Raw genomic sequence first — 26,165 nt, forward strand, 5'->3', positions numbered from 1 at the left:
AAACGAAGCGATGAAGTTCGGTACTGTCAGTGCGCGGGCTGCGGCCATGCTCTGCGCGATGTGGATGACCTCGGGCGCGAGTTACGCAGCCGACGCGCCGCAAGCCAACATCAAACACGCAGTCGACGCGGCGATACAACCGTTGATGACAAAAGACAAGATTCCCGGCATGGCCGTCGGCGTGATCGTCGACGGCAGGGCGGCGGTGTTCAACTACGGCGTGGCATCGACGGAAACGGGCATGCCTGTCACCGACGCAACGCTGTTCGAACTCGGCTCGGTGAGCAAGACCTTCACGGCGACGCTGACATCATGGGCGCATGTCGACGGCGAGTTGTCGTTGACCGACAGCGTCGCGACGTATCTGCCGACGCTGCGCGGCACGCCGTTCGGCAATGTGAGCCTGCTCAATCTCGGCACCCATACGCCGGGCGGTCTGCCCTTGCAGGTGCCCGACGACATCCAGAACGACGATCAGATGATCCGCTGGTTCCATGCCTGGCGTCCCGCCCATGCGCCGGGCACGGTCCGCACGTACGCGAACCCCGGCATCGGCGCGTTGGGCATGATCACGGCAAAGAGTATGGGACGGGATTTCACCGCGTTGATCGAGGGGCGGCTCTTTCCTGCGCTGGGCCTGAAAAACAGTTTCATCGACGTTCCCGTCGACAGAGCACCTGACTACGCGCAAGGCTATACGAAGACGGGCAAACCGATCCGCATGGCGGGCGGCGAGTTTGCACCCGAAGCGTACGGCGTCAAATCGACGGCCGCCGACATGCTGCGCTTCATCGAAGCCAACATGAAGCAGGTCCAGCTCGACGCGCCACTGCAACGCGCGATCATCGACACGCATACCGGCTACTTCCAGGCAGGCCCGATGACGCAGGATCTGATCTGGGAGCAATACCCGTATCCTGTTTCGTTGAACGCGCTGATGGAAGGCAACGCGCCCTCGATGGCGCTCGATGCCAACCCCGTCACGAAGATCGAGCCGCCCGAAGCGCCAAAGGACAACGTGTGGATCAACAAGACGGGCTCGACGAACGGCTTCGGCTCATACGTGGCGTTCGTGCCGTCCCGACGTATTGGCATCGTGATTCTCGGTAACCGGAATTTCCCGATCCTCGACCGGGTCGCTGCCGCGCACAAGATATTGACGTCGCTGGAGCAGCCATGAATCGCGTACGTTTCATCGCGGCGACGCTTGTCACATGCGCGTGTGGTTGCGTGCACTCTGCACATGCCGCCGATAAAGCGCCCGAAGCCAAGGAAACGATCGTCCTGCAACGAGCGCCCGTCGTGCAAACCGATCGCGAGCTGGGCATGGGCATCGCCGAATTTCCGCCCAATGCGTCCAAGCCGCGTCACAAGGCGACGGGACCGGAACTCTGCTATGTGCTGGAAGGCGAGGTCACCGTGCAGATCGACGGCCAGGCGGTGCATGTGTATCGCGCGGGCGAGTCCTTCGCGCTGCCGGCCAACGTCGTGCATGTCACGAAGGCCGGGCCGTCCGGCGCCAAGGTACTCGCAAGCTGGGTCCATACGCCGGGCAAGCCATTCAACGTTCCGGCGTCGTCGGATTGATCGACCGATACGATGCGCGCGATGGTTATCGCGCGCACACCGTATCGATCGCGTGCAGCATCTTGCCGAAGAACGCATCCGCGAACTGCGAATCGAGCCAGCGCACGATCAACGCGATGCGTCGCTCCGGCTCGATCCACATGAACGAACTGCCCGCGCCGACGCCGAAGTAACTCGTTTCGGGCACGCCCGGAAACACGCGGCGACCCGTGTTGAGCCACACCAGATACCCGTAGTACGGCGCGAGCGCGCAGGGCGTTTGCATCCGCGCGATCCATTCGGCCGACAGCACGCGACGTCCGTTGGCGACGCCGCCGTCGAGCAGCATCTGCGCAACTTTCAGTTGATCGTTCGCGCTCACCGACATGCCGCCGCCCCAGTGCGAACCGCCCGGCACCGATTGGACGCGCGTACCATCGATGTCGATCCACGCGTCGTCATAGCCGACCCATTGCCAGTTCTCGCTCGCGCCGACGGGCCGCATGATGGCCTCGCGAAACACCTCGGGCAAGGGCTTGCCGAACAGATGCAGCAGCGCGAGGGACAACTGGTTGATACGCACGTCGTTGTATTCCCAGTACGTGCCGGGCGGCTGCAACGGGCGCAGATCGCCTTTTTTGCCGTTGGGCGGATCGCCGAACGTCACGGCGCGATAGTGATCGGCCTGATCGGTCAGACTGAAGCACTTGCCTTGCCACTCGCTCGTCTGCTGCAACAGTTGCGTCCACGTAATGGGCGCGTTGTGCGGATCGTCGAAGCCGATGCCGGGCACACGCACGCGCACCGGTTCGTCCGGATCGGGCAGCAGGCCGCGATCGTGCGCGACGCCTGCCAGCAGCGCGAGGTAGGTCTTGGCGATGCTGAACGTCAGGTCGGCGCGATCCGGCTCGCCCCATGTCGCGAGCAGCCGGCCATCGACGGCGACCGCGCCCGACACCGGCCCGCGGTCATGGATCGGCCCGAGCAGCCGGTTCCACGGCGGCGGATCGTTCACATGCACGCCGAACTTGCCGTCGGCGTTGCGGTCCCACGCCGATTCGTGGTCGATCGAAAAATGGATAGCGTCGCGGATGTCCTGCGGCAAATCGTGTTGCATACGTGCCTGTTCCTTGCTGATGGATTCGATTCAATGTGATCCGCTTCAATGTGCGTTCAGCCGCGCCCGCGCCCAGACCAACGTCAACAGGCTCACGACGGCGGCCATCATCAGATAGAGACCCGGCGCGAGGTTGTTGCCCGTCGCCGCGATCAGCGACGCCACCGCGAGCGGCGTGAAGCCGCCGAAAATCGTCGTGCCGATGTTGTAGCCGAACGCCATGCCCGTCGTGCGCGTGCGGGGCGGGAACAGCTCGGCCATCAGCGCGGGGATCGGCGCGAAGTAGGTGGCCTTCAGCAATGCGACCCACGTGACGGCGGCGAGCAGAGTAGGCAGCGACGGGTGCGCGTTCATGAACATGAAGGCGGGATACACGGTCAGGAAAAACAGCGCGCCTGCCCCGAGCATGATGCGCGTGCGGCCCACCTTGTCCGACCAGTGTCCGACAATGGGCGTGAGCACCGTGACGATCAACCCCGCGATCAGCGTCGCGATGAAGCCCGACGAAGGCGCCAGACCGAGTTGCCGCGCAGCGTAAGTCGGCATGTACAGGATCATGTAGTTGGCCGTCGTGGTCAGCACCAGCGCGCCGATCGACACCAGCACGCGCGACTTCTGCGTCGCGAGCAGTTCGCGCACGGGGGAGTGGGCTTTTTCGATGCGCTCGAACTCGGGCGTCTCGTCGATGCGCCGGCGGATGTACAACCCGACCGGGCCAATCAGCATGCCGAACAGAAACGGAATGCGCCAGCCCCAGCCTTCCAGTTGCGGCTGCGTCAACATGCCCGTCAGCACCGCGCCGAATGCCGACGCGAGCAGCGTGCTGGCGCCCTGGCTGGAAAACTGCCAGCTCGACATGAAGCCGCTGCGCTCCGGTGCGTGTTCGATCAGGAACGCCGTCGAGCTCCCGAACTCGCCGCCTGCCGAAAACCCTTGCAACAGCCGCGACACGAAAATGCCGATGGGCGCGAGCAGTCCGATCGTCGCGTACGTGGGCATCAGCGCGACCATCCCGGTGCCGACCGTCATCATCGCAATCGACAGCGTCAGCGACGCCTTGCGGCCCTTGCGGTCGCTATACGAGCCGAGCACGAGCGCGCCGATGGGCCGCGCGAGATACGACAGCGCGAACGTGCCGAGCGTGAGCAGCAGCGAGATCGTCGCGTTGTGGGCGGGAAAGAACAGCTTCGACAGCGTGGTCGCGAAGTAGCCGTAGGCGATCAGGTCGTAGAACTCGAGCGCATTGCCGATCGAGGTCGCGACGATCAGGCGCGAGACGCTCTTGCCCGACACCGGCTGTGAAGACGCTTGATGGGCTTCATGCGAAGGGTGAGCAGGGTGATGCGCGGTGACGGAATCCACGTTCATTGCGACTTCCTTATGCAAGGGTTGTCGAAACATGCGGTGCGGGATTGATTGCGCCGGCTTGTTGCGCGCCGAGATCCCAGAAAAGTCCAGCCATGATGCGAAGTCCGTCGCGTACGACGGGGCCGAGCAGATGCTCGTTCGGCGCATGCTGCGAGCAGCCGGGATACGAGTGCGGGACCCATAGCGTCGGCATGCCGAGCACATCGGCGAAGACGTCGTTGGGCAGCGTGCCGCCCAGGTTCGGCAGCAGCACGGGTTCGTCGCCCGTCGTGTGACGCAGCGAGCGCAGCGCCCACTGGACCCACGCGTTGTCGGGATCGACGCGCGTCGCGGGCGCGCCGCGTTCCACGTCCAGTTCGATCATGCCGAAACCGTGCCCGTCCAGATGCTCGCGAACGATGGTTTCCAGCTTCTGCCAGTCCGTGCCGACCACGAAGCGGATCTGCATGTACGCGACAGCCGATGGCGGAATCGCGTTGACGGGCTTTTCGGGGTTGCCCGTGCGGAAGGCGAGCACTTCGAGATTGTTCCAGCCGAACACGCGCTCGGTGGGCGTGAGGCCCGGCTCGCCGTAGTCGGTATCGACGGTGGGTTCGCCGGGATTGCCGCCCACGGCGATGCCGGACAGCGCGCGCCGCACCGGGTCGGGAATGGGCGGCGGGCGCAGCCCTTCGACGAGAATCTTGCCGTTCGCATCGACCATCGATGCGATCGCATTCGCCAGCACCACGCCCGGATTGCGCAGCAGCCCGCCCCAGTTGCCCGAGTGATGGCCGCCGTCGCGCAACTTCAGTTCGAGCTTGAAATTGACGAGGCCGCGCGAGCCGAGAAATAGCGTTGGTCGATGCGCGGACAGGCGCGGGCCGTCGGACGCGATCAGCACGTCGGCGGCGAGTTCTTCGCGCAGTTGCGTGCATAGCGCATGCAAGCCGGGCGAGCCGACTTCTTCGCCCGTTTCGAACAGCAGTTTCAGGTTGAAGCCGAGCTTGCCGCCGCGCGCGTCGAGCACGGCTTTCAGCGCGGCGAGATTGATACTGTGCTGGCCTTTGTTGTCGGCGGTGCCGCGACCGTACCAGCGTTCGCCGTCGACGGTCACGTCCCACGGCGAGAGGCCGTCGCGCCATTGCGCGTCGTAGCCGCGCACGACGTCGCCGTGGCCGTAGCTGAGGACGGTCGGCAGCGCGTCGTCTTCGTGGCGATGCGCGATCAGGAACGGGCCCGCGCCCTGCGCCGGGTTATCGACGATGCGGCAGGTGAAGCCCCATTGCGTGAGCAGGGGCGTCAGTTCGTCGTCGAGATAGCCGCGCAGGCGCGCGCCGCTATCGGCCTCCTGGCTCTCCGTGCGGTACGCGACGCGGCGCCGCAGATCGTCGAGAAAGCGGCCGGAATCGAACTGGCTGGCGGCGTTTTGGATGGCGATGTCACGATTCAACGGCGGGTCTCCTGTCGATCAGAGTGGGCGCTTCAGCGCCTTACTCTGATCCCATGGCATGTCGGCCCGAGTTGGCGCTTTAGCGCCTACTCGGGGCCCTTGGCGAGTCGATCAGCTTTCACGCGGATCATGGAAAGCAGTCGAATCGATCGTGCGGTCGCCGATATTTCTGCACAATTACAATATTTGCCACGAATCGTTGCCAAAACGGCAAAGCGGACATGGACAACACAGCACTGCGTTACTTTCTGGAAGTGGCTCGCAGCGGGTCGCTGAGCAAGGCGTCGGAGCGGCTCTTCGTCGCCGTGTCGGCGTTGAGCCGGCAGATCGGCAAGCTCGAGGAGGAACTGGGCACGCCGCTATTCGAGCGGCGTCCGCGCGGCATGGTGCTGAGCGACGCGGGGCGCGTGCTGGCCGAGCATGCGCGGCGCAGCCTGCTCGAAGCCGAGCGCGTGGTCGGCGAAATTCGCGGACTAAGCGAGGAGGGCCGGGCGACGATACGTGTCGCCAGTTCCGAAGGCGTCGCGCCGCATTTTCTGCCGCAGGTGTTCGCGCATTTCCTGAAGACCTGGCCGTCGACGCATTTTCAGCTCGACGTCTCGGCGCCTTCCGTGGCGACGCAGCGGGTGAGGGAAGGGACGGCGGATATCGCCGTGTGCTTCAGCATCGCGCCGGAGAAGGAGATCAACGTGCACTATTCGCAGCGCGCGCCGATTTACGCGCTCGTGCGGCGCGGCCATCCGCTGGCGGCGCGCGAGTCGGTGTCGTTGAGGGATCTCACGCCGTGGCCGCTCGCCATGGACAACCAGGGCGTGACGATCCGGCAACTGTTCGATATCTCATGCAGCCTCGAAGGGCTGATCTTCGAGCCGGTGTTCGTCAGCAACTATCACGCGGCGCTGCAGAGCTTCGTGCGGCTCACCGATGCCGTCACGCTGACGGGCTATCTGACGGTGCGCAGCCGGCTCGATGTCGACGGACTGGCCGCCGTGCCGATTACGAACGCGGAGTTGCATCAGCGCACGCTGCAGGTTCAGACGATGGCGGGCCGCACGCTGCCGCATACGATGCAGGCGTTCGTCGAGCTGTTGATGCGGGCGATCGGGGAGCCGGAGGTGGTGGATTGAGCGCCTGTCTATCGGGGACGTGTCGCTCAGGTGCGATGCTATGATCTGGCACATGCGCACCGCCGATGCGACGTATCTTGTGTGTTTAGAAATCAGATGACCCTCCACTCCGCCACACCCTTCGAAGCTATCGATAACGACAAGTCGAAGCTCGATTCGGCACGTCCGTTACCGAAGCACTCGCTTGCAACGCTGCGAGAAAAGCTGGCATTGGAGTGGACGTATCACTCCAATGCAATCGAAGGCAATACGCTCACGTTGCGCGAGACCAAAGTGGTGCTGGAGGGCATCACGGTAGGTGGCAAGTCGCTTCACGAACACTTCGAAGCGACCAACCACCGCGATGCCATCCTCTACGTCGAGGAACTTGTAGCGAAGGATGAGCCATTATCCGAGTGGCAAATCCGCAACATTCACGCCCTCGTTCTGAAAGGCATCGACGAGGGCGAAGCCGGGCGATATCGCCAGGAGAACGTGGTGATTGCGGGCGCAAGCACCACGCCTCCTGATTTTCTCCATCTGCCGGCGGAAATGGCGTCACTTATCGAGTGGCATGCTCAGGCACAAGCGCTTCATCCGATCACACGTGCAGCCGAACTGCATACGCGCTTCATCAAGATTCATCCCTTCGTGGATGGAAACGGGCGCACGGCTCGCCTGTTGCTGAATTTCGAATTGATGAAGGCTGGCTATCCGCCAGCGATCATCCGCAAGGAAGATCGCCTCGCCTACTACGATGCACTCGATGATGCGTGCGTAAGCGGCGACTATGGCGCGATCACGCAGCTCGTCGCGCAAGCCGTTCAGCGTTCGCTCGACACCTACTTGCAGGTTCTGGGCTTGCGTAGCGAACGCTGAAGATTCGTCAGCTCAACACCCCCCACAACACCAGCGTCCCCACCAGCCCCACCACCGACACGATCGTCTGCAAGATCGACCACACGAACACCGTCTGCTTCAGTTGCAGCCCGAAGTATTCGCGGACCATCCAGAAGCCCGCGTCGTTGACGTGGCAGAAGAACACCGATCCTGCGCCGATGGCGAGCGCCATCAGCGAGTTGTGCGTCACCGACAGGCCCGCGACGACAGGCGCCACGATGCCCGCCGTCGTGGTGGTCGCGACCGTGGCCGAGCCCGTCGCCTGACGCAGCGCGACGGCGATCAGCCACGCGAGCAACAGCAGCGGCATGTGCGCGCCGACGGCGATCTTGCCGATCGTCGTGCTGATGCCTGCGGCGACGAGTGTCTGCTTCAGGCCGCCGCCCGCGCCGATGGTCAGCAGCAGCGCCGCGATGGGCGGCAGACTCTTGCGCAGGATGCCGCCGACGCGATCGCGCGACATGCCGCGCGACCAGCCAAGCGCGATGATCGCGAAAATCACCGTCAGCCCGAGCGCGATGATCGGCTCGCCGAGAAAGTCGAGCGTGTCGAACAACAGCGTGTCTTTCGCGAGCGCGAGTTTCGCCACCGTGCGCCCGAGCATCAGCACGACGGGCATCAGAATCGTCACCAGCGATATGGCAAAGCCGGGCAGATCGGTTTGCGCCGACCCGGCGCGAAACAGCTTGCCCATTTCTTCCGGCTCTGCGATCTGCATGCGCTTCGACAGCGCGATGCCATAGAGCGGACCTGCAAGGATCACTGCGGGAATCGCGACGATCAGCCCAAGGCCGAGCGTAATGCCGAGATCGGCATGCAGCGCGCTCACGGCGATCAGCGGACCCGGATGCGGCGGCAGCAGTGCGTGCAGCGTCGTCATGCCGGCGAGCGCGGGAATCGCGATACGCAGGATCGGCTGCTGCGAGCGGCGCGCCATCACGAAGATGATGGGCACCATCATCACGAGGCCCACTTCGAAGAACAGCGGCAAACCGATGATGATCGCGACGAGCGCCATCAGCCAGGGCAGACGGCGCGGCGTCGAGTGTTCGAGAATCGTCGACACGAGCCGGTCGGCGGCGCCCGAATCGGCCATCAGCGCGCCCAGCATCGCTCCGAGCGCAATGATGATGCCGACGTCGCCCAGCAGTGCGCCCGCGCCCTTGCTGAACGAGCTGGCCACGGTTTCGAGCGGTAGCTGCGCGGTGAAGCCCGCGGCGAATGTGCCGATCAGGATCGACAGGAACGGCGCGAGCTTGAGCGCGCTGATGAAGACGATGATGAGCGCAAGACCGAGCGCGCACGAAAGGATCAGGCGTGTGTCGTGGGCGGACCACGGACTCAGGGGAGCGGTGAGATGCACAGGATGTCTCTTGTCTGTTCGAGCGTAGATGATGTGGTTGGAAGATTCGCGCGTGCGTGCTGGCCGTAACAGCGAGCAGCAGGTGGGCTGGCGCAGTGCGCCCGATGGTAACAGCGGCTGCTTTCAGATTCCTGCTGGCGGGCAAACGCGATACGTCACGAATGAAGTATCGGCGTGCAATGCCCGAATGCCGCGAAAAATCAATACGCCGATTTATCAATTATTTATTGGTCGATTTAAAATGAGTTGAAATTCAGGGATATTATTGCATTACCTTACCATTATAAGAATGCGAAAGGATAATGCGCGACGCAGAGCTTGTGGATTCAACAGAAGACCCATAAAATCCGCAGGCCTGTATTCCGAGAACGGCTAGAATTGGGCACTTGGGGCGCATCCGCGAGAGGGATGCGCCCCATTTCATATGAAGTTCTGCAGCATCAAAATTACGAATGCCATTACAAGGAAGATTGAGAAAGCGTTTAAGGGGTGGTTTAAACGCAACGACAAAGTCGCAAAGCCGATTCAATCAGATATTCTCCGCGCCACGATAGCATTCGTTATCGGAATATGGAGAAAAGATGAAAAAGCTCGTACTCTCGACCCTCTCGCTCGCTTTGTTTGGCACGGCTGGTGCCGCGCACGCTCAGAATTCCGTCACGCTCTACGGCCTGCTCGATACGGGCCTGACGTACTCCAGCAATTCTGGCGGCCATAGCAACATCCAGCAGGCCAGCGGCATCCTGAACGGCAACCGTTGGGGCCTGCGTGGTTCGGAAGATCTCGGCAACGGCCTGAAGGCAATCTTCACACTGGAAAGCGGCTTCAATCTGTCGAACGGCAACATGGGCCAGAACAGCCGCCTGTTCGGCCGCCAGGCCTTCGTCGGGCTTGCAAGCAACCAGTACGGCTCCGTCACGCTCGGCCGCCAGTACGACAATCTCGTCGACAACCTGGGCCCGCTGTCGCTGAACGGCACGCAATACGGCGGCACGCTCGCCTCGCACCCGTACGACAACGACAACCTCAACAACTCGTTCCGCGTCAGCAACTCGGTCAAGTATCAGAGCGTCGATTACGCAGGCTTCAAGGTCGGCGCGATGTATGGCTTCTCGAACGAAGCGGACGGCTTCTCGGACAACCGCGCGTATAGCGTCGGCGCGACGTACACGTTCGGCGGCCTGAAGGTTGCGGCGGCTTACCTGCAACTGAACGGCGCAGGCACGAGCAATTCGAGCGGCGCCGTGAGCAGCGACGCCACCTTCACGGCTTCGCGTCAACGCACGTACGGCGCGGGCGTCAGCTACGCGTTCGGCCCGGCTAACGTCGGCTTCGTGTTCACGCAGACGCAACTGGCGAATGCGACGTCGATCGGCGCAACGGCATCGGGCACGTCGAGCGGCTTCACGCTGAACGGCTCGGGCGCGCACTTCACCAACTTCGAACTGAATGGCCGTTACGCGCTCTCGCCGGCGTGGACGCTGTCGGGTGCCTACACGTACACCGATGCAAGCCTGCAAGGCGTCGATCCGAAGTACCACCAGATCACGCTGCAAACGGATTACGCACTGTCGAAGCGCACCGATGTGTATGCTGAAGCGGCGTATCAGCATGTCGGCAGCACGGGCAACTCGGGTGTTACCGCGCATATCGTCGGCGTGAGCGCTTCGTCGACGGATTCGCAAGTGGTCGGCACCGTCGGTATCCGTCACCGCTTCTAAGCCGTGAGTCACGCATCTCATTCATCGCGGGATTTGCGGGGCGTGCTCTAACCGGGTGCGTGCCGCGTCTGCTGCGAGAGTTTGACTGACGCGCGTCCCGTTCCGGCGGGGCGCGCGTTTGCGCTTTTACGAGCGGATCTGTGTACGCATCTGTCGCACAGCTATAATCGCGCTCGACTGTCGCAAAGGAAGCTTCACTCGTGAAAAAAATCCATGTCGTTGCGTTGGCCGCACTCGTGCTCGCAGGTTGCTCGTCTGCCGAAAAGGAGGCGCGCCAGGCCCAGGAATACGAGCACAACGAAACCAGCCTTGCCGCTGCACAGCGCAATGCGGCCGTCGATTGCAACGGCGCGCAGTGCGACGCCGCGTGGGTAGCGACGAAGCGCTATGTCGAGCAGCATTCCGATACCTCCGTCACGCGCGCGGACGCCGTGGCGATCGAAACCGATGTGCCTTACAGCTCAGGGAAGGTGTCGTTCTCGGCGACGCGTGTCGCGCACCCCGGTGGCGCGACGCTCACGCTGTTCGCGCAGTGTCGCGGCATGTATGGGCCGGACAACGCGAAGGGCTCGGACTATGACGACTGCGCAAGCAAGATCCTGAAAACGCAGAATGGGTATGTCGCGTTTGTCAGGAAGCAGGTGTCGGGGCAATAAGTCGCGCTGATTCGGCGGCGGCGCGCAGGGCGGTTGCGGCATGTCGTCGAGTGCGGCAGGGCAGCAGCGTTGCGCGGCATCAGGCGGCCAACACGGCTTCCTCGAAGACGCCGGGCGCGACGCTCTCGCCCAGCTTACCCAACTCTACTTCGACGGCATCGTGGAGCACTTCGACGAGTTGCCGTTGCGCATCGCGCTTCGCGGCAGCCGCTTTCTTCGTCTTGCCGGCGCGCGACGGCGGCTGGCACGCGTCGCACACGACGTTGTGCTGCAGGTCATGCTTGTGACCAATAAACTTGCCGCTGCAACGGCTACAGGGCGTCAGTTGCAGGAGGTCGGCATCGAAGAAGCGCACCAGCGTCCAGGCACGCGTCAGGTCGAGCACCGATTCGCTCTGGCTGTGATGGCAATGTTCCAGATAGAGGCGGTAGCCTTTGGTCAGCGCATCCAGATGCGAGCAGCGCGCTTCGTCTCTCAGGAAACGGTACGTGTTGTAGAAGAGTGAAGCGTGGATGTTTGCAAGCCACGTCGTATACCAGTCGGCGGAGAACGGCAGCATGCCCTTGGGCGGCGACACGCCCTTGACCTCGCGATACAGACGGATCAAGCGGTCGCGCGAGAGCGTCAGTTCGGTTTCGAGCACTTGCATCCGCGCGCCCAGTTCGATCAGTGCGATCGCGCGGAACACTTCCTGTGCGTCTTCGGCGAGGCTTTTCTTCGACATGGCAACGCCTGGGTTTAACCGGACTGGGTTGCGGGCTGACCCGCTAGCAAGATGGCGGCGTGCGTGGCGGTCACTTCCGCGTGCTTCGAGGTATGCGTCAATGCCGACAGCAGCGCGTGATCGTTGAAGCGGAACGAGCAAAGAAGCTGCTCTGAACTGGCCAGCTTGACGATTTGCGCGAGTGACAGACCGGCGAGAATGTCGGCCACTTGCGACGACAGGCCCAGACGGAACATGCCGACTGCCCTGTCCTCTCGGAGGATGCGCTGCGCAAGCATGATGTACGACAGATTGATTTCGCGGATCTGTTCGATCACTTCGCTGCTACGGTCCATTTTCTACTCCCCATTCCCCGAATGCTTTCTGGCTTTTTGCCGGAATGCGAAATTCATTCTGCGGGTTGCCGCGTTGAACCACACACGCGCGGCGAATGGAAATAATTGTATGAAGTGACTTTCTGACAGGCCATTTGTTTTTTACAAAGGCTTTATGGATCTAATTTTAAATAAGAAACGCCAACTGATTTATATGGTTTTTCGATGCGTTGTGAATCGGATTTATCTGGTCTGAATGCGATCGCAGGCATTTGACTATGATTTCACAAAAGTACTGTCATCCTCGAGCACGCGGATTGCTACGCGGTTCTTTAACGGGAGGCGACTGGGAGGCCGTCTGGCGAGATTTCTGCTGCCAGGTAGTTGATGGCGAAGTTAATCGCGATCTGCGCGTGAATGTCAGGTGGCAGGATATGCCACCTGACACGGTCGCCTCGAATCTCGGGCTTGCGGCTCTCGATATTTGCGGTCTGTTCAGCCGAGGACGTTTGATATCTCTTGCGCGGCGCAGGGGAAAGCCGGCGACCGCGTCGAGGTCACTTGTCAGCCTTGCCCAGATCACGCAGACGCTTGCCGGCCATCAGGTCGTTACCCAGCTTCTCGAGCGAGACACCGCGAGTCTCGGGTACATAAAAGAACACCACGACCGCGAAGATCACATTGAGGATGGCATACAGCACGAAGGTGTTCGCTTCGCCAACCGTCGACAACAGGCTGAGGAACGTGGCCGCGACGGCCATGTTGGCCACCCAGTTGACCAGGGTTGAGACAGCGATGCCGAAGTCCCGTCCCTGCTGGGGTTGAATCTCCGAGCAGAGAATCCACACAAGAGGACCCGCCGACATGGCGAAGCCTGCGATGAAGAGCAGCAGCGCCGCGACAGCCAGAATCTGCGCCGTGAGACCTGCCACGCCGGCATGCAGCAGAAACCCGAGAGAGCACATTCCGAATGCCATGACCGCGCATCCCGCGTAGAGAATCGGCTTGCGGCCCCAACGATCGACGAAGGCGATTGCGCCAAACGTTGCCACGACGTTGACAAGGCCGACGATGACGGTAGCCCACAATTGCTGCTCATGGGTGCCGAAGCCGGCCAGCGCGAAAATGCGCGGCGCGTAGTACATCACGACGTTGATGCCCGTGAGCTGCAGCACGATGCCGAGCAGCACCGAACGGCGAAAGTTCGGGTTCTTGCGCAGCAGGCTCCATCCCCGCTGGGGTCGCGTGTTGTCCTCGGTGACCTGTTCGAGTTCGGCTTGAACGTCAGCCGGATTGCAGTGGAGACGCTCGAGGACGGTGCGAGCTTCCGCTGCGCGGTTGCGCTGAAGCAGCCAGCGCGGACTGTCGGGGAGGGCGAGGACGCCCGCCAGGAAGATCGCGGCGGGGATCGCGATAACGCCCAGCATCCAGCGCCAGTCGGCCACGTAGGAAAGCCCGATGTTCGACAGGAAGGCCGCGAGAATCCCCACTGTAATCATCAGTTGATAAGTGGAGATCATGGCCCCGCGCACCTGTCTCGGCGCCACCTCCGAAAGATAGAGCGGCGCCGTGAAGGACGCCATGCCGACGGCGAGGCCCAGCAGCAGGCGCGCGCCGATCAGATCGGCGGGACTGCCCGCGAACCCCGACCATAGCGAGCCCACGATGAACAGTACCGCCGCCAGCGCAAGCGCGTAGCGGCGTCCGAGGCGCCACGACAGCCAGCCCGCGCTCAGTGCGCCGATTGCCGCGCCGACCATCATCGAACTGACGATCCATTCCTGCGAGCGGTCATTCAGAACGAAATGCTTCGCGATAAAGGGCAGGGCGCCTGAAATCACGCCGATGTCGAGACCGAACAGCAGGCCGGCGAGCGCTGCCATGAGGCAAACGAAGAGGCCATAGCGTCTGGATCTCGAACGGGTGGGGGCGATGCTGTCAGCGAGCGTGCTCATTTGATGTGTCTCCTGGGGGCTTCTCATATCAGTCATGGTCGGGCGCTTTGGCATCAATCGCCCATCTGTGTCCATGATCGAATATGAGAATTAGCGCTGGATGAGGGCACGCAATCCTTTCCGTCCCGCGCAATGCTCATTCGAAGCTAATTCACGGGCCTTAATCTGCTTCACATCAGCGGTGCATGTGAAGCGGGTTCACCAAACCTGTTTCATGTGCGCTGTGTCGGGTGGTGACGCAACACTGCGAGCGCCGCCCTTTACACGACAAGGAGCACATCATGTTTGCACGCCTTTCCCACCTCCTCGGAAAAATGGTGTCCGGCCACGACGTTTCTTCGCACGGCGACTATCTCGCGTCGTCGAGCGATCTGGCTGATCTCGAACGCCGCATGCGGCAGGTCGACGAGGAAGAGCACGCGTACCGCATGCCGTTTTGCGGATCGGTATCTCGCGATCAGAATTCGTTTGTCTCGAAGCATTGAGTCGTTTGCAGTATCGCGGCTCGTCCGGCAGACAGGCGGATCGAATCGTCACTGCGAGTCAATCGCTATGGCGAACCCGCTGCGCGTCAGGCAATGGTGTTTGCACATGTTTGCCTGACGCTTTCGCGTGGCACGAGAAGGCGCGTCGAGAGCCAGCAACCGATGCCCATCAACGCAATGACGTATGCCATTGGGCGCGGCGTGCCGTCCGCGAAGAAACCGATCAGCGCCGAGCCCGCAATACCGGCGCCATACTGTATCGAGCCGATCAGTGCGGAGACGGCGCCTGCGCGCTCGGGGCAAGCGCCAAGCGCACCCGTGATTGCATTGGCGTTGATGAAACCGTTGGTCGAGACGAAAAGGAACAGCGGCAGCACGAGGCCGGTCAAGCCGCCCCATCCCGATCCCGCATCGAACGCGAGGAGGGCACCCATGAGCCCCGCTACGATTGCGCCAAAACGCATCAGACGATCGCCGCCGAAACGCAGGACAAGCCGGGCGTTGACCTGGTTGGTGATCATGATGCCGACGATTCCCGCAGCGAACAGCACGCCGTAGTGCTGCGGCGACACGTGGTGATAGGTGATGTACGCGAACGGCGTACCCGCAACGTACGCAAAGATGCCGCCGTAGAAAAATCCTACGCTGACGGAATATCCGAGCACGCTTCGATTGCGCAACAGGCTGGCATAACCGGCAAGTGAGTTCCCGAGTGGTGCGCGAATGCGGCGCTCCCGGGGCAAGGTCTCAGGGAGGCAATAAAGCCCTGCGAGCGTTGCGATGCCGACGACGACGAGTACCCAGAAGATCGCCCGCCATGACGCAACGTGGAGAATCAGGCTACCGACGCTCGGTCCTATCAACGGCGCAATGGCCATGACGGTCATCAGCGTCGACATCATTTGCGCGGCGCGTGCGCCGCTGTACAGATCGCGCACCATGGCGCGGGAAATGACCACGCTTGCGCATGCGCCGACTGCTTGCAGCACGCGCCAGCCAATGAGGGTGTGTGCGTCCTGCGATATCGCGCAGCCAGCGGAGCCGAAGATAAAAAGAACAAGGCCGATTGCCACCGGTAACCGGCGGCCGTGACGATCGCTGACCGGTCCCCACAACAACTGGCCCAGGCTGAAGCCAATCAGATATCCCGAGATCGTCAGTTGCAGTGTGCCGGGGTCGGCGTGGAGCGCATCGGCCATGGCGGGTAATGCGGGAAGGTAGAGATCCGTCGAGATCGACGCGAAAGCCATCAACGTGCTGAGGATCAGCAGCGTCCGCACGCGATGATGTTGAGCATCATGCTTCGCGGCGGCGGTCGATTGATGGTCTGTTGGCATGAGCGGATGTGGTGGCGGTACCTGGCAATAGTATGGGCTACATCAGAAGCGTGAGGTGCTGATCGCGGCCGTAGTCAGTAAGCGGCGCGACGCTACAGGCATAATCGGGTGCCTCGGAAAGTGCTTCTGACGGGGTCCATATCTAGAGCGCCCGGCGACCTTCGACCGGGTACCCCGGGTCGGTGTAACCCGGCGTCGATGCATGTCCAGGTGGCACCAGGCTATCGACGAATTTTTCGTCGTCGGGTCCGAGTTGCAGGTTCAGCGCTTCGATATAGCTATCCCAATGCGCTTCCGTACGCGGACCCCCAATCGCCGCACTGACGAGCCGATTCTTGAGTACCCACGCCAGCGCGAACGCGATCGACGTCGTGCCGCGCCCGGCGGCGTGCGCCGCTACCTTTTGCGCAATCGCCAGCGACTCCGGCCGCCATTCCGTCTGCTGGATGCGCTTGTCGCCGCGGCCCGCCCGTGTGTCCGAGGGCGGGGGAGCATCCACTGCATACTTGCCCGTCAGCACGCCACGGGCAAGTGGGCTATAGGAGACGATGCCCACGCCGTAGTGCGCGGCCGCCGGCAACTGTTCAACCTCGGCAGTACGGTCCACCATGTTGTACAGCGGCTGGCTCGCAACCGGCCGGTCGATGCCGAGCTGATCGGCGAGCCGCACGATCTCGGCGATGCGCCAGCCCCGGAAGTTCGACACGCCGAAATAGCGCACCTTGCCCTGACGGATCAGATCGCCAATCGCACGCACGCCTTCTTCGAGCGGTGCATCGAGCAACGCGCGATGAAAGTACAGGACGTCGATGTAGTCGGTGCCCAGGCGCCTGAGGCTCGCCTCGACCGATTGCATGATCCACTTGCGCGACTGTCCCTGTTCGTTCGGACCTTGCGTGGTCGGATAGCCGAACTTCGTCGCAACCACCCAGCTATCGCGACGCTCGGCGATCGCGCGGCCGACGATTTCTTCCGAGCGGCCGGCGTGATAGACGTCAGCCGTGTCGATGAAGTTGATGCCCTGATCGAAAGCCTTGTCGATGATGCGTTTCGAAGTGGCTTCGTCGGTTTCGCCGCCGAACATCATCGCGCCCAGGCACAAGGGCGAAACCTTGAGGGCGCTGCGGCCCAGATATCCGTATTCCATGTCGTGTTCCTTCTGATTAACGAGCGGTGTAGCCGCCATCGACGGCGAGCGCGTGACCGATTACGAAACTCGCGCCTGGGCTGCACAACCAGAGCACGGCCGCGGCGATCTCATCGGACCGTCCGAGCCGGCCGATGGGCTGCTCCTTCATGAGCGCTTTCATCGCCTCGGGCTCGCGCGCCAGCATCTCCGCGACCATCGGCGTTTCAATGATGCCGGGGCACACGGCGTTGATGCGGACGCCTCTCGCTGCGTATTCGAGCGCGGCGCTTTTCGTGAGTCCGATGACGCCATGCTTCGACGCGTGATACACGCCACGTCCCGCAATACCCACGAGCCCGCCGAGCGACGAGCAGTTGACGATCGCGCCGTTTCGCTGTTCGCGCATCTGCAGCAGTTCGTATTTCATGCAATTCCACACGCCACGCAGGTTCACGCCGTTCACGCGTTCGAACTCGTCGCCGCTGGCGTCGGCCGTTTCGGCGACAGGACTGTTGATGCCTGCGTTGTTGTACGCCGCATCGAGATGTCCGTAGGTCGCGACAGTCAGATCGACCATCGCTTTGACTTGCGCCTCGTCGGCAACGTCGCAGCGTACGGCAAGCGCCTGATGACCTGAAGCGACAAGCCTGGCGGCGGCTGCTTTAACCGCGCCTTCGTCGACATCCGCGAGTACCACGGAAGCGCCTTCGGCGGCAAATGCCTGTGCTGCGGCAAGCCCCAGTCCTGAACCCGCGCCCGTCACCAGCGCGACCTTGCCTTGAAACATGCCGTTCATGTCCGTCTCACCTGAATGCTGACCAGGTGAAATGATAGGAATTTAGCGTCTATCGATAAAGACCTTAAAACTGCAAGCTCTTATGTCTCTCGTTCATGAATCAAACGACCGTGTTCAGGGGCGGTAGCGGAGCGCGTCGATCACTACGTTCATCGCACGCGAGGACTGGCGGCGGCTTGCGTAATACGCATGGAGGCCCGCGAATGTCGGCGACCAGTCTTCGAGCACCCAGACAAGGCGGCCCGCCGTGATATGCGGCTGAGCGACGTCTGCCGGAATGTAGGCGAGTCCATAACCCGACAAGGCCGCATCGAGCATCTGATAGGTGCCATTGAAGGCAAGCTGCCCCTCCACACGCACCTGGACCTCCCGCTGTCCTTTCCTTAGTTCCCATGCGTAGAAGCCGCCATGGGTAGGGAGACGCAGGTTGATGCAATTGTGGGCGATCAGGTCTTGCGGTTTCCTCGGGGCCGCGTGCTTTTGCAGGTAAGCGGGCGTGCCGACAACGGCCATGCGCATGTCGGGGCCGACACGGACGGCGATCATGTCCTTCGCGACCTGATCGCCGTTGCGAACGCCGATGTCATAGCGATCCGCGACGATATCCGAGAGACCGTAGTCCGTGATGATTTCGACCTTGATCTCGGGATAGCGACGAAGCACTTTAGACAGTCTTGGCCACAGGATGGTCCTGGTCGCGTAGTCGGTCGCCGTGATGCGGATCGTGCCCGCCGGCATATCGCGAAGTTCGGTGACGGCGGCCAGTTCGGCCTCGATTTCCTCGAAGCGAGGCGCGACAGTCTCGAGTAGTCGCTCGCCGGCCTCCGTCGGGGCGACGCTGCGCGTCGTGCGGGTCAGGAGCCGAAGACCGAGACGCGTTTCGAGCGCCCGGATCGTGTGGCTCAACGCTGATTGCGATACGCCGAGTTGGGCTGCGGCGCGTGTAAAACTGCGCTCGCGCGCGACGGCGATGAATGCAAGCAGGTCGTTGAAATTTTCGCGTGGCATTGATGAACCCGTTTCATAGGTGTATGCCGATTTTAGCGTCTAGTCAGACGGGGTATGCCTGGATATCTTTGTAAGGCCCGTGCTGGCTCGTGCGGCCTTTGGCATTGACACCCCGATTCTGGCTCCCCTCGCGCAAGGACATCACACGTGAACAGGTTCGTCATATTGCTCGGGTCGGTTTGCCTGACGCTTTCCGCCTGTTCGCAAATGCAAAGGAATATCACTATGGAAAAAAGCCATTCGCTTCCCCCCGTTCCGACGCCCGAGGACGTGCGTGCGGTCTCGCCAGCGCTCGAAAAGTATTCAACAGATGCGCTGTCAGGAGATGTGTGGAAGCGTCCACAACTGTCGCCGCGCGATCGCAGCATCGTGACGCTGTCGGTACTGATTGCACGCAATCAGACGGTCGAGTTGCCTCACCACCTCAACCTTGCACTCGATAACGGCGTCAAGCCGGGTGAGATCTCGGAGATCATTACGCATCTCGCGTTTTACTCGGGCTGGGCCAATGCGACATCGGCGGTCGGCGTCACGAAGGCCGTATTTGACCAGCGCGGCGTCAAGGCAGATCAGATACCGCCTGCCACGGTCAAGATGCTGCCGCTCGACGAAGCCACTGAGGCGAAGCGGGCGGGCACCGTGCAGCAAAATTTCGGCACCGTCGCGCCGGGCGTCGTGCAATTCACGACCGATGTGCTGTTCCGGGATCTCTGGTTGCGCCCCGGTCTCGCGCCACGCGACCGCAGCCTCGTGACGGTCAGCGCGCTCGTTGCCACGGGGCAGGTTGCGCAGATCGCCTATCACCTCAATCGTGCGATGGATAACGGCCTGACCCGAGACGAAGCGTCGGAGGTGATGACGCAACTCGCCTTCTATGCCGGTTGGCCTAAGGTCTTTTCCGCGCTGCCGGTGGTCAAGGACGTCTTTGAGAAGCGTGCACACTGAGCGGGCGGCGCCTCGCCGACGAAAAGTCACGCCTCGCCGCTCACACAGCGATAACCAGTGGGAATCGTCCCATAAGCCGATTTCAATAGACGGCTATCAGAGTTCTCTCCAGACTTTGGTGCGGCGGACCTCGAATCGCGGTCCGCCCTCAAGAAGAGCGCGCTAGCGCGCAAAAGCCCTGGAGGAGACAAAGACATGCCGCATCGCCCAAGAGTCACACGGTCGGTCCTCGCGCTGATGTGCGCGATGTCGTTCATCATGTATCTCGATCGCGTGAATCTTTCCGCCGCCGCGGGACTGATTCGCGACGACCTGCATCTTTCCAATACCAATGTCGGTTTCGTATTCGGCGCGTTCGCCTACACATATGCGATCTTCCAGGTGATCGGCGGATGGTTCAGTGACCGCGTGGGTGCGAAGACCACGCTCATGCTTTGCGCGACGATCTGGATCATCGCCACGGTCGCGACGGGTGTCGCGGGCGGTGTGGCGTCGCTGTTCTGCGCGCGAATGCTGCTAGGCGTCGGCGAAGGCGCCGCATTGCCCGCGCAGGCGCGTGCGCTCGTCAACTGGTATCCGGCGAGCAAGCGCGGCTTCGTCCAGGGCCTCACACATTCGTTCTCGCGCCTCGGAAACGCGCTGACGCCGCCGCTGATCGCGCTGCTCGTCGCCTTCGCGTCGTGGCGAGCGTCGTTCCTGCTGGTCGGCGCGCTCACCGCCGTCTGGCTCGTGGTCTATGCCTGGTACTTCAAGGACGACCCGCGCAAGCATCGGCACATCACGCGGGAGGAAGTGGCCGAACTGCCGCCGGAAACGATGGTATCGGCGAAGACGACGCGCGAGCCGACGCCATGGGGCAGGCTCATCAGGCGCATTGGTCCAACCATGATCGTCTACTTCTGCTACGGCTGGACGGGTTGGCTTTTCTTCACCTGGCTGCCGACCTTCTTCATGCACGGGCGCGGCCTCGATCTCAAGAGTTCGGCGCTGTTCTCGGCGGGCGTGTTTCTTTCGGGCGTGGTCGGCAATACAGCAGGCGGGATGCTGTCGGATCGCATTCTGAAACGAACGGGCAACGTGGTTGCCGCGCGACGCAACATGATCATCGTCGCCTTTCTGGGCGCACTGGTGTTTCTCGCGCCCGTGATGATCGTCGATTCGCTGCCCGTCATGGCTGCCTCGTTGAGCCTGTCGTTCTTCTTCCTCGAACTGACCATTGGGCCGATCTGGGCCGTGCCCATGGACATCACGCCGAAACACGTGGGCATCGCGAGCGGACTCGTGAACGCAGGCTCGGCCATTGCCGGCATTTTCTCGCCGATCGCCTTTGGCTTCATCGTCGATCGGACGGGAAACTGGACGTTGCCGTTCATCGGGTCGCTGGGCTTGCTGACGGTGGGCATCGTGATGACGTTTTTCATGCGTCCGGATATCAAGCTGGATGCGCAGCCTGACGACGCTTCCGGTGAACACGGATTGAAGCTGGCCGAGCAGAGTCGCTGAAGCGCATAAAAAAAGAGACCGCCTTCGCGAAGGAGGGCGGTCTTTGTTTTTACGCGGTGCGAATCGCCTCGATCACCAGTTGCGTTGCCGGACTGATGCGCCGGTTCTTCCGCAGAATCAGCCCATAAGGCGCGAGCCGGCCGCGTAACGGCGTACCCAGCGATGCAATCGTGCCGAGCGCCGAATAGTAGTCCGCCACGGATGACGGCAGCACGGCCAGCATGTCCGAATCCCGCAGCAGCGAGAGCGTGGTGAGAATCGATGACGTCTCCACGGTGCTTTCCGGCGCGGCCACGCGCGATTCCCTGAAAGTCTGGTCGATGATCTCGCGCATCGGACTGGGATGGGGTTGCACGATCCACGCGAACTTCGACAACTGCACGAGCTTCGGCCTGCCCGGAATGCCGAGCGCCGGATGGTCCGGCCGCGCGACGATGGAAAGCGCCTCCTCCGACAAAGTCTCGAAGCTCAGATCCAGCGCGGGAAAGCCATACGGAATGCGCCCGACGACGATATCGAGCTGATCTTGCTGCAAGGCCTGCACGAGCACGTCGCTGGTATCGATCTGCACGCTGATCTGCAGACGGGGGTGTGCCTCCTTCAACTGCACGATCACGCGCGTCAGCAGCTCCGGCGCGGGCGCCATCACGGCGCCGATGCGCACCTTGCCGATATCGCCCGCCTCGATGGCGGCCAGTTCCTCGCGCAGTTCATCGAGATCCTCGAACATCACGCGCGCATAGCGCATCACTGCCTCGCCGTAGACGGTCGCCTCCATGCCGCGCGGATGCCGCACGAATAGCGACACGCCGATGGTGTCTTCCAGTTCCTTCAACGCCTTGGTGGCCGCGGGTTGGGTCATCGCGAGTTCGTCGGCGGCGCTGCGTAGCGATTCAGTTTCGGAGAGCGCATGCATCAGTTGCAGATGGCGCAGGCGGAGTCGTTTCCGGATGGTCGAGGCGGGCGCGATCATGTCGTGACGAGGTCTCTTGAGCGATAACCGTTGGAAATAGGCTGATCCAAATAATTCAATGGTCAGTTATCGCAGAGTTTCGCACACTAGCAGCACCCGAAACAGCCGCGCAAACCCTTGAATTGTGCGGCGCAACTCGATCGAACGGAGACAGACGAGATGAAGATCAAGCACGTCCGCGCACGCGTTTTCGAATGGAAGGGCAAGGTCGTTCCGCCGCAATCGCACTTCTGCACGAACGCGGTGGACATCCTCTACGAACGCGGCGACGCGATGGGCTCGTTCCGCTTCCACGGCTGGCTGGTCGTGGAGATCGAATGCGACGACGGCACGGTGGGCATTGGCAATTGCGCGCTGGCGCCGCGCGTGGCCAAGCAGATCGTCGATGAATACCTCGCGCCTATCGCGATCGGCGAAGATCCGTTCGATTACGAATACCTGTGGCAGAAGATGTATCGCCGCACGCTGGCATGGGGCCGCAAGGGCATCGGCATGGCGGCGATTTCGGCGATGGACATCGCCATCTGGGACATCATGGGCAAGGCGGTGAAAAAGCCGGTGTTCAAGCTGCTCGGCGGCCGCACGAAAGAGAAGATCTGGTGCTACGCCTCGAAGCTCTACAACAACGACGATCGCGACGCCTTCCTCGGAGAAGCGCAAGGCTATCTCGACCAGGGCTTCACCGCGATGAAGATGCGCTTCGGCTACGGCCCGAAGGACGGTCCGAAAGGCATGGCGAAGAATCTCGAACAGGTGCGCCTGCTGCGCGAACTGGCGGGCGATGACGTGGACATCATGGTCGAATGCTACATGGGCTGGACGCTCGAATACGCGCGCCGCATGTTGCCGCGCCTCGCTGAATTCAATCTGCGCTGGCTGGAAGAGCCGGTGATCGGCGACGACGTTGAAGGGTATCAGGAGCTCAAGAAGATGAACATCCTGCCCATCTCGGGCGGCGAGCACGAGTTCACCGTGTACGGTTTCAAGGACCTGCTCGAACGGCGCGCGGTGGACGTCATCCAGTACGACACCAACCGCGTGGGCGGCATCACCGCGGCGCGCAAGATCAACGCGATGGCCGAGGCGTGGTCCGTGCCCGTCATCCCGCACGCGGGGCAGATGCACAACTATCACCTCACCATGGCCTCGACGGCCAGCCCGATGTCAGAGTTCTTCCCCGTCTTCGACGTCGAAGTGGGCAACGAGTTGTTCTACTACATCTTCGACGGCGAGCCGCAGCCGGAGAACGGCTATCTGCAGCTGTCCGACGAAACGCCGGGTTTGGGAATCACGCTCTCGGACAAGCATCTGAAGGACTTCGACATCATCGAATGAGCCGCATGACGGCGGGGCCGACGTAGCCCCACAGCAAACATCTTGCATGGGGCTCGCGTACGCGCTGAAGCGCCAGCTCGAGCCGACAGGAGACAGACATGGAGAGCAGGATGGAGGCCCGCGCGGCGACGCGCGATGCAGCATCGGCACAGCACTCGACCAGCGTACGCTGGCGCATCTTCGGCGTGGTGTTTCTCATCACGCTGATCAATCTGGTGGATCGCATCTCGCTGTCGATCGCGATGCCCACCATCGCGAAAGAGTTCACGCTCTCGCCCGCGATGCAGGGCCTCATTCTCTCCAGCTTCTTCTGGTCGTATGCGTTGCTGCAGATTCCCGGCGGCTGGCTGATCGACCGCTTCGGCCCGCGCAAGGTGGTCGCATGCGCAACGGTGCTGTGGGGCCTGTTTCAGACGCTGATGGGCGCAGCGACGGGCGGTCTGTCGATGCTCTTCATGCGCGTCGGGCTGGGCGCCGCTGAAGCGCCGCTGTTTCCCGCGGGCAGCAAGCTCAACGCGCTGTGGCTCTCGAAGAAGGAACGCGCGCGCGGCGCGGTATTGATGGATGCCGGCTCGCCGCTCGGCGCGGCGATCGGCGGGCTGGCCATCTCGAACCTGATCCTGATGTTCGGCTCGTGGCGCACGGCATTCGTGGTCGCGGGCCTCGCGACCATCGCATGCGGATGGCTGGCGTGGCGCTATCTGCGCGACGATCCCGCGAAGCATCCGGGCGTCAACGCGGCGGAACTGGAGCATATCCGCGACGGCGCACCCGCACAGGCCAGCGCCGCGATTCAGGCGAGCGCGCACACGCAGGACGCGCCCTTGCCGCTGCGCTCGACGGTGGCGATGTGCATGGGTCGCATGGCTTGGGCGATGATCTTTTTCGGCTTGCTGACCTGGGGCCCGACCTATCTGACTCAGGCACGGGGCCTGAGCCTGTCGCAAATCGGCGCCGCCACGTTCTTCATCTTCCTCGCGGGCGCCTGTGGCTCACTGACGGGCGGCTTCCTGTGCGACGCGTTGTGCTCGTGGGGCTTCTCGCGCGGCAAGGTCGTGAAGGGCATGATCGCGCTATCGGGTCTCGCGACGCTGGCGGTGTTTGCCGCGCTGCCGGGCATTTCATCGCCCGTGACGGCCATCGCGGTGCTGTGCGCGGCATCGTTCATGCTGTTGTGGGGCAGCCTCTACTGGAGCCTGCCATCGCTGCTCGCCAGTCCGGGACGCGTGGGCCTGCTCGGCGCATGCATGAATTGTGCGGGCAGCGTCGGCGGCATCTCGATTCCGCTCATCACTGGCTTCATTCTTCAACGCACCGGCTCTTTCGATGCGGTGCTGCATTTTTACAGTGCGTGTGCACTGGTGTATATCGCCGGCTCGCTGGCGATCGACCTGCGCCGCACGCGCTGACATTCAAAAGGCAAAACTACGATGAAACCTCGTATTGCAGTCCTGCTTGGCGACCCGGCCGGCATCGGTCCCGAACTCATCGCGCGTTTGCTCGCGCGGCCCGAAAACCGCGCGCGCGCCGATCTGCTCATCATCGGCGACAAACGCGAGCTGGATGAAGGCATGGAGATCGCGCAGCAGCGCTTTGACTACACCGTGGTCGAAAGCGAAACCGATGCCCCACGCGATACCGATGTGCCTTCGCTGATCGATTTTCGTCTCGCCGACGATGCCCCTTACGAACGCGCCGTTTCCACCGAGCGGGGCGGGCGCTACAGCCTTGAAGCCTTCAGGAAGGCGCTGGCCCTGACGCAAGACAAGCGCACCCACGCGATGATGTTCGCCCCCGTCAACAAGACGTCGCTGCACATGGCGGGCATGGAGACGAGCGACGAAATGGAGTGGTTCGCGCGCCAGCTCGATTACAGCGGCGCATTCTGTGAATTCAACGTGCTCGACGAACTGTGGACCTCGCGTGTCACCTCGCACATGGCATTGAAGGATGTCAGCGCGCGGCTGTCGGAGCAGCGCATCATCGGCGCGATCCAGTTGATCAACGATGGCCTGAAGCGGGCGGGTATTGCTTCACCGCGCATCGCGGTGTGCGGCTTCAATCCGCATAACGGCGACAACGGCGCGTTCGGCCGCGAGGAACTGGACGTGATCGCGCCCGCCGTCGACAAGGCGCGCTCGCTCGGATACGACGCGCAGGGGCCGTTCCCGGCCGATACGATTTTCGTGCGTGCACGCGACCAGAAGGCGTTCGATGGCGTGGTCACGATGTACCACGACCAGGGCCAGATTGCGATGAAGCTGATGGGCTTTTGGCGCGGCGTGACGGTGCATGGCGGCCTGCCCGTGCCGATCACCACGCCCGCGCACGGCACCGCGTTCGACATCCACGGCCAGGGCAAGGCGGACGTGGGCGCGACGCAAAAGGCCTTCGACATTGCCGTGCGCATGGCGCAGGACCGTCTGGGCTGA

25 protein-coding genes are annotated in these 26,165 nt (G+C 62.4%); 13 read left to right on the top strand and 12 right to left on the bottom strand.

Annotated elements, in window-relative coordinates; translation table 11 throughout:
• Positions 1 to 10: 10 nt before the first annotated feature.
• Positions 11 to 1,180, top strand: coding sequence for a class C beta-lactamase (gene ampC, locus PPGU16_RS07545; protein ID WP_180722362.1), 1,170 nt, complete (start codon positions 11 to 13; stop codon positions 1,178 to 1,180).
• Positions 1,177 to 1,587: a cupin domain-containing protein gene (locus PPGU16_RS07550; protein WP_180722363.1), complete on the top strand. Its 411-nt coding sequence runs from the start codon at positions 1,177 to 1,179 to the stop codon at positions 1,585 to 1,587. Before ampC ends, PPGU16_RS07550 begins: the two co-directional genes overlap by 4 nt.
• Before the next feature lie 25 nt (positions 1,588 to 1,612).
• Here the strand turns inward: PPGU16_RS07550 and PPGU16_RS07555 are convergent, their stop codons facing one another.
• From PPGU16_RS07555 to PPGU16_RS07565, 3 genes are read right to left on the bottom strand one after another with little or no spacing between them, the layout of a single operon-like run.
• Positions 1,613 to 2,683, bottom strand: a complete 1,071-nt coding sequence (locus PPGU16_RS07555; RefSeq protein WP_180722364.1) for a serine hydrolase domain-containing protein — start codon at positions 2,681 to 2,683, stop codon at positions 1,613 to 1,615.
• Positions 2,684 to 2,728: 45 nt separating this feature from the next.
• Positions 2,729 to 4,051, bottom strand: a complete 1,323-nt coding sequence (locus tag PPGU16_RS07560) for an MFS transporter (protein WP_180722365.1) — start codon at positions 4,049 to 4,051, stop codon at positions 2,729 to 2,731.
• Positions 4,052 to 4,061: 10 nt separating this feature from the next.
• Positions 4,062 to 5,483: a M20 family metallopeptidase gene (locus PPGU16_RS07565; protein WP_180722366.1), complete on the bottom strand. Its 1,422-nt coding sequence runs from the start codon at positions 5,481 to 5,483 to the stop codon at positions 4,062 to 4,064.
• A gap of 221 nt (positions 5,484 to 5,704) precedes the next feature.
• Between PPGU16_RS07565 and PPGU16_RS07570 the strand changes: the two genes are divergently transcribed.
• A complete protein-coding gene (locus PPGU16_RS07570) occupies positions 5,705 to 6,610 on the top strand; it encodes a LysR family transcriptional regulator (RefSeq protein WP_180722367.1) in 906 nt (301 codons plus the stop codon).
• Between the two features lie 96 nt (positions 6,611 to 6,706).
• Positions 6,707 to 7,468, top strand: coding sequence for a Fic family protein (locus PPGU16_RS07575; RefSeq protein ID WP_180722573.1), 762 nt, complete (start codon positions 6,707 to 6,709; stop codon positions 7,466 to 7,468).
• A 7-nt stretch (positions 7,469 to 7,475) separates the two neighbouring features.
• On the opposite strand, the gene PPGU16_RS07580 is transcribed toward PPGU16_RS07575, so the two are convergent.
• Complete coding sequence (locus PPGU16_RS07580; RefSeq protein ID WP_180722368.1) at positions 7,476 to 8,852, bottom strand: GntT/GntP/DsdX family permease; 1,377 nt, start codon at positions 8,850 to 8,852, stop codon at positions 7,476 to 7,478.
• A gap of 28 nt (positions 8,853 to 8,880) precedes the next feature.
• Between PPGU16_RS07580 and PPGU16_RS07585 the strand changes: the two genes are divergently transcribed.
• From PPGU16_RS07585 to PPGU16_RS07595, 3 genes are all read left to right on the top strand, one after another.
• Positions 8,881 to 9,102 (top strand): hypothetical protein, encoded by a 222-nt coding sequence (locus PPGU16_RS07585; protein ID WP_180722369.1) that lies wholly within the window; start codon positions 8,881 to 8,883, stop codon positions 9,100 to 9,102.
• Between the two features lie 331 nt (positions 9,103 to 9,433).
• Complete coding sequence (locus PPGU16_RS07590) at positions 9,434 to 10,573, top strand: porin (RefSeq protein ID WP_180722370.1); 1,140 nt, start codon at positions 9,434 to 9,436, stop codon at positions 10,571 to 10,573.
• 200 nt (positions 10,574 to 10,773) lie between these two features.
• Positions 10,774 to 11,229, top strand: a complete 456-nt coding sequence (locus PPGU16_RS07595; protein WP_180722371.1) for a lipoprotein — start codon at positions 10,774 to 10,776, stop codon at positions 11,227 to 11,229.
• A gap of 79 nt (positions 11,230 to 11,308) precedes the next feature.
• Here the strand turns inward: PPGU16_RS07595 and flhC are convergent, their stop codons facing one another.
• The 3 genes from flhC to PPGU16_RS07610 all read right to left on the bottom strand — a co-directional run bounded on the left by flhC (position 11,309) and on the right by PPGU16_RS07610 (position 14,276).
• On the bottom strand, positions 11,309 to 11,953 hold the full coding sequence (gene flhC / locus PPGU16_RS07600) for a flagellar transcriptional regulator FlhC (protein ID WP_180722372.1): 645 nt from the start codon (positions 11,951 to 11,953) through the stop codon (positions 11,309 to 11,311).
• Positions 11,954 to 11,967: 14 nt separating this feature from the next.
• Positions 11,968 to 12,288 (bottom strand): flagellar transcriptional regulator FlhD, encoded by a 321-nt coding sequence (flhD, locus tag PPGU16_RS07605; RefSeq protein WP_180722373.1) that lies wholly within the window; start codon positions 12,286 to 12,288, stop codon positions 11,968 to 11,970.
• A gap of 536 nt (positions 12,289 to 12,824) precedes the next feature.
• Complete coding sequence (locus PPGU16_RS07610) at positions 12,825 to 14,276, bottom strand: sugar porter family MFS transporter (protein ID WP_274599975.1); 1,452 nt, start codon at positions 14,274 to 14,276, stop codon at positions 12,825 to 12,827.
• A 227-nt stretch (positions 14,277 to 14,503) separates the two neighbouring features.
• Here PPGU16_RS07610 and PPGU16_RS07615 point away from each other — a divergent pair, with 227 nt between their 5' ends.
• Positions 14,504 to 14,707, top strand: a complete 204-nt coding sequence (locus tag PPGU16_RS07615) for a DUF3563 family protein (RefSeq protein WP_180722374.1) — start codon at positions 14,504 to 14,506, stop codon at positions 14,705 to 14,707.
• A gap of 86 nt (positions 14,708 to 14,793) precedes the next feature.
• Here the strand turns inward: PPGU16_RS07615 and PPGU16_RS07620 are convergent, their stop codons facing one another.
• From PPGU16_RS07620 to PPGU16_RS07635, 4 genes are all read right to left on the bottom strand, one after another.
• A complete protein-coding gene (locus PPGU16_RS07620; RefSeq protein ID WP_180722375.1) occupies positions 14,794 to 16,044 on the bottom strand; it encodes a multidrug effflux MFS transporter in 1,251 nt (416 codons plus the stop codon).
• 142 nt (positions 16,045 to 16,186) lie between these two features.
• Positions 16,187 to 17,191, bottom strand: a complete 1,005-nt coding sequence (locus PPGU16_RS07625; RefSeq protein WP_180722376.1) for an aldo/keto reductase — start codon at positions 17,189 to 17,191, stop codon at positions 16,187 to 16,189.
• A 16-nt stretch (positions 17,192 to 17,207) separates the two neighbouring features.
• A complete protein-coding gene (locus PPGU16_RS07630) occupies positions 17,208 to 17,969 on the bottom strand; it encodes a glucose 1-dehydrogenase (protein ID WP_180722377.1) in 762 nt (253 codons plus the stop codon).
• 114 nt (positions 17,970 to 18,083) lie between these two features.
• Complete coding sequence (locus PPGU16_RS07635; protein WP_180722378.1) at positions 18,084 to 18,977, bottom strand: LysR family transcriptional regulator; 894 nt, start codon at positions 18,975 to 18,977, stop codon at positions 18,084 to 18,086.
• A 225-nt stretch (positions 18,978 to 19,202) separates the two neighbouring features.
• Between PPGU16_RS07635 and PPGU16_RS07640 the strand changes: the two genes are divergently transcribed.
• Entirely contained in the window at positions 19,203 to 19,922 is a 720-nt protein-coding gene (locus tag PPGU16_RS07640) for a carboxymuconolactone decarboxylase family protein (RefSeq protein ID WP_197986837.1), read from the top strand.
• A gap of 195 nt (positions 19,923 to 20,117) precedes the next feature.
• Positions 20,118 to 21,425 carry an MFS transporter gene (locus tag PPGU16_RS07645; RefSeq protein WP_180722380.1) on the top strand — a complete coding sequence of 436 codons (1,308 nt, stop codon included), beginning with the start codon at positions 20,118 to 20,120 and terminating at the stop codon, positions 21,423 to 21,425.
• Positions 21,426 to 21,474: 49 nt separating this feature from the next.
• Here PPGU16_RS07645 and PPGU16_RS07650 read toward each other — a convergent pair whose 3' ends face one another.
• Positions 21,475 to 22,398: a LysR family transcriptional regulator gene (locus PPGU16_RS07650; RefSeq protein WP_180722381.1), complete on the bottom strand. Its 924-nt coding sequence runs from the start codon at positions 22,396 to 22,398 to the stop codon at positions 21,475 to 21,477.
• Positions 22,399 to 22,557: 159 nt separating this feature from the next.
• Here PPGU16_RS07650 and PPGU16_RS07655 point away from each other — a divergent pair, with 159 nt between their 5' ends.
• From PPGU16_RS07655 to PPGU16_RS07665, 3 genes are all read left to right on the top strand, one after another.
• Entirely contained in the window at positions 22,558 to 23,733 is a 1,176-nt protein-coding gene (locus PPGU16_RS07655; protein ID WP_180722382.1) for an L-rhamnonate dehydratase, read from the top strand.
• 98 nt (positions 23,734 to 23,831) lie between these two features.
• On the top strand, positions 23,832 to 25,142 hold the full coding sequence (locus PPGU16_RS07660) for an MFS transporter (RefSeq protein ID WP_180722383.1): 1,311 nt from the start codon (positions 23,832 to 23,834) through the stop codon (positions 25,140 to 25,142).
• A 21-nt stretch (positions 25,143 to 25,163) separates the two neighbouring features.
• Positions 25,164 to 26,165, top strand: coding sequence for a 4-hydroxythreonine-4-phosphate dehydrogenase PdxA (locus PPGU16_RS07665; protein WP_180722384.1), 1,002 nt, complete (start codon positions 25,164 to 25,166; stop codon positions 26,163 to 26,165).

This window comes from Paraburkholderia largidicola (assembly GCF_013426895.1).
Taxonomy (GTDB): Bacteria; Pseudomonadota; Gammaproteobacteria; order Burkholderiales; family Burkholderiaceae; genus Paraburkholderia; species Paraburkholderia largidicola.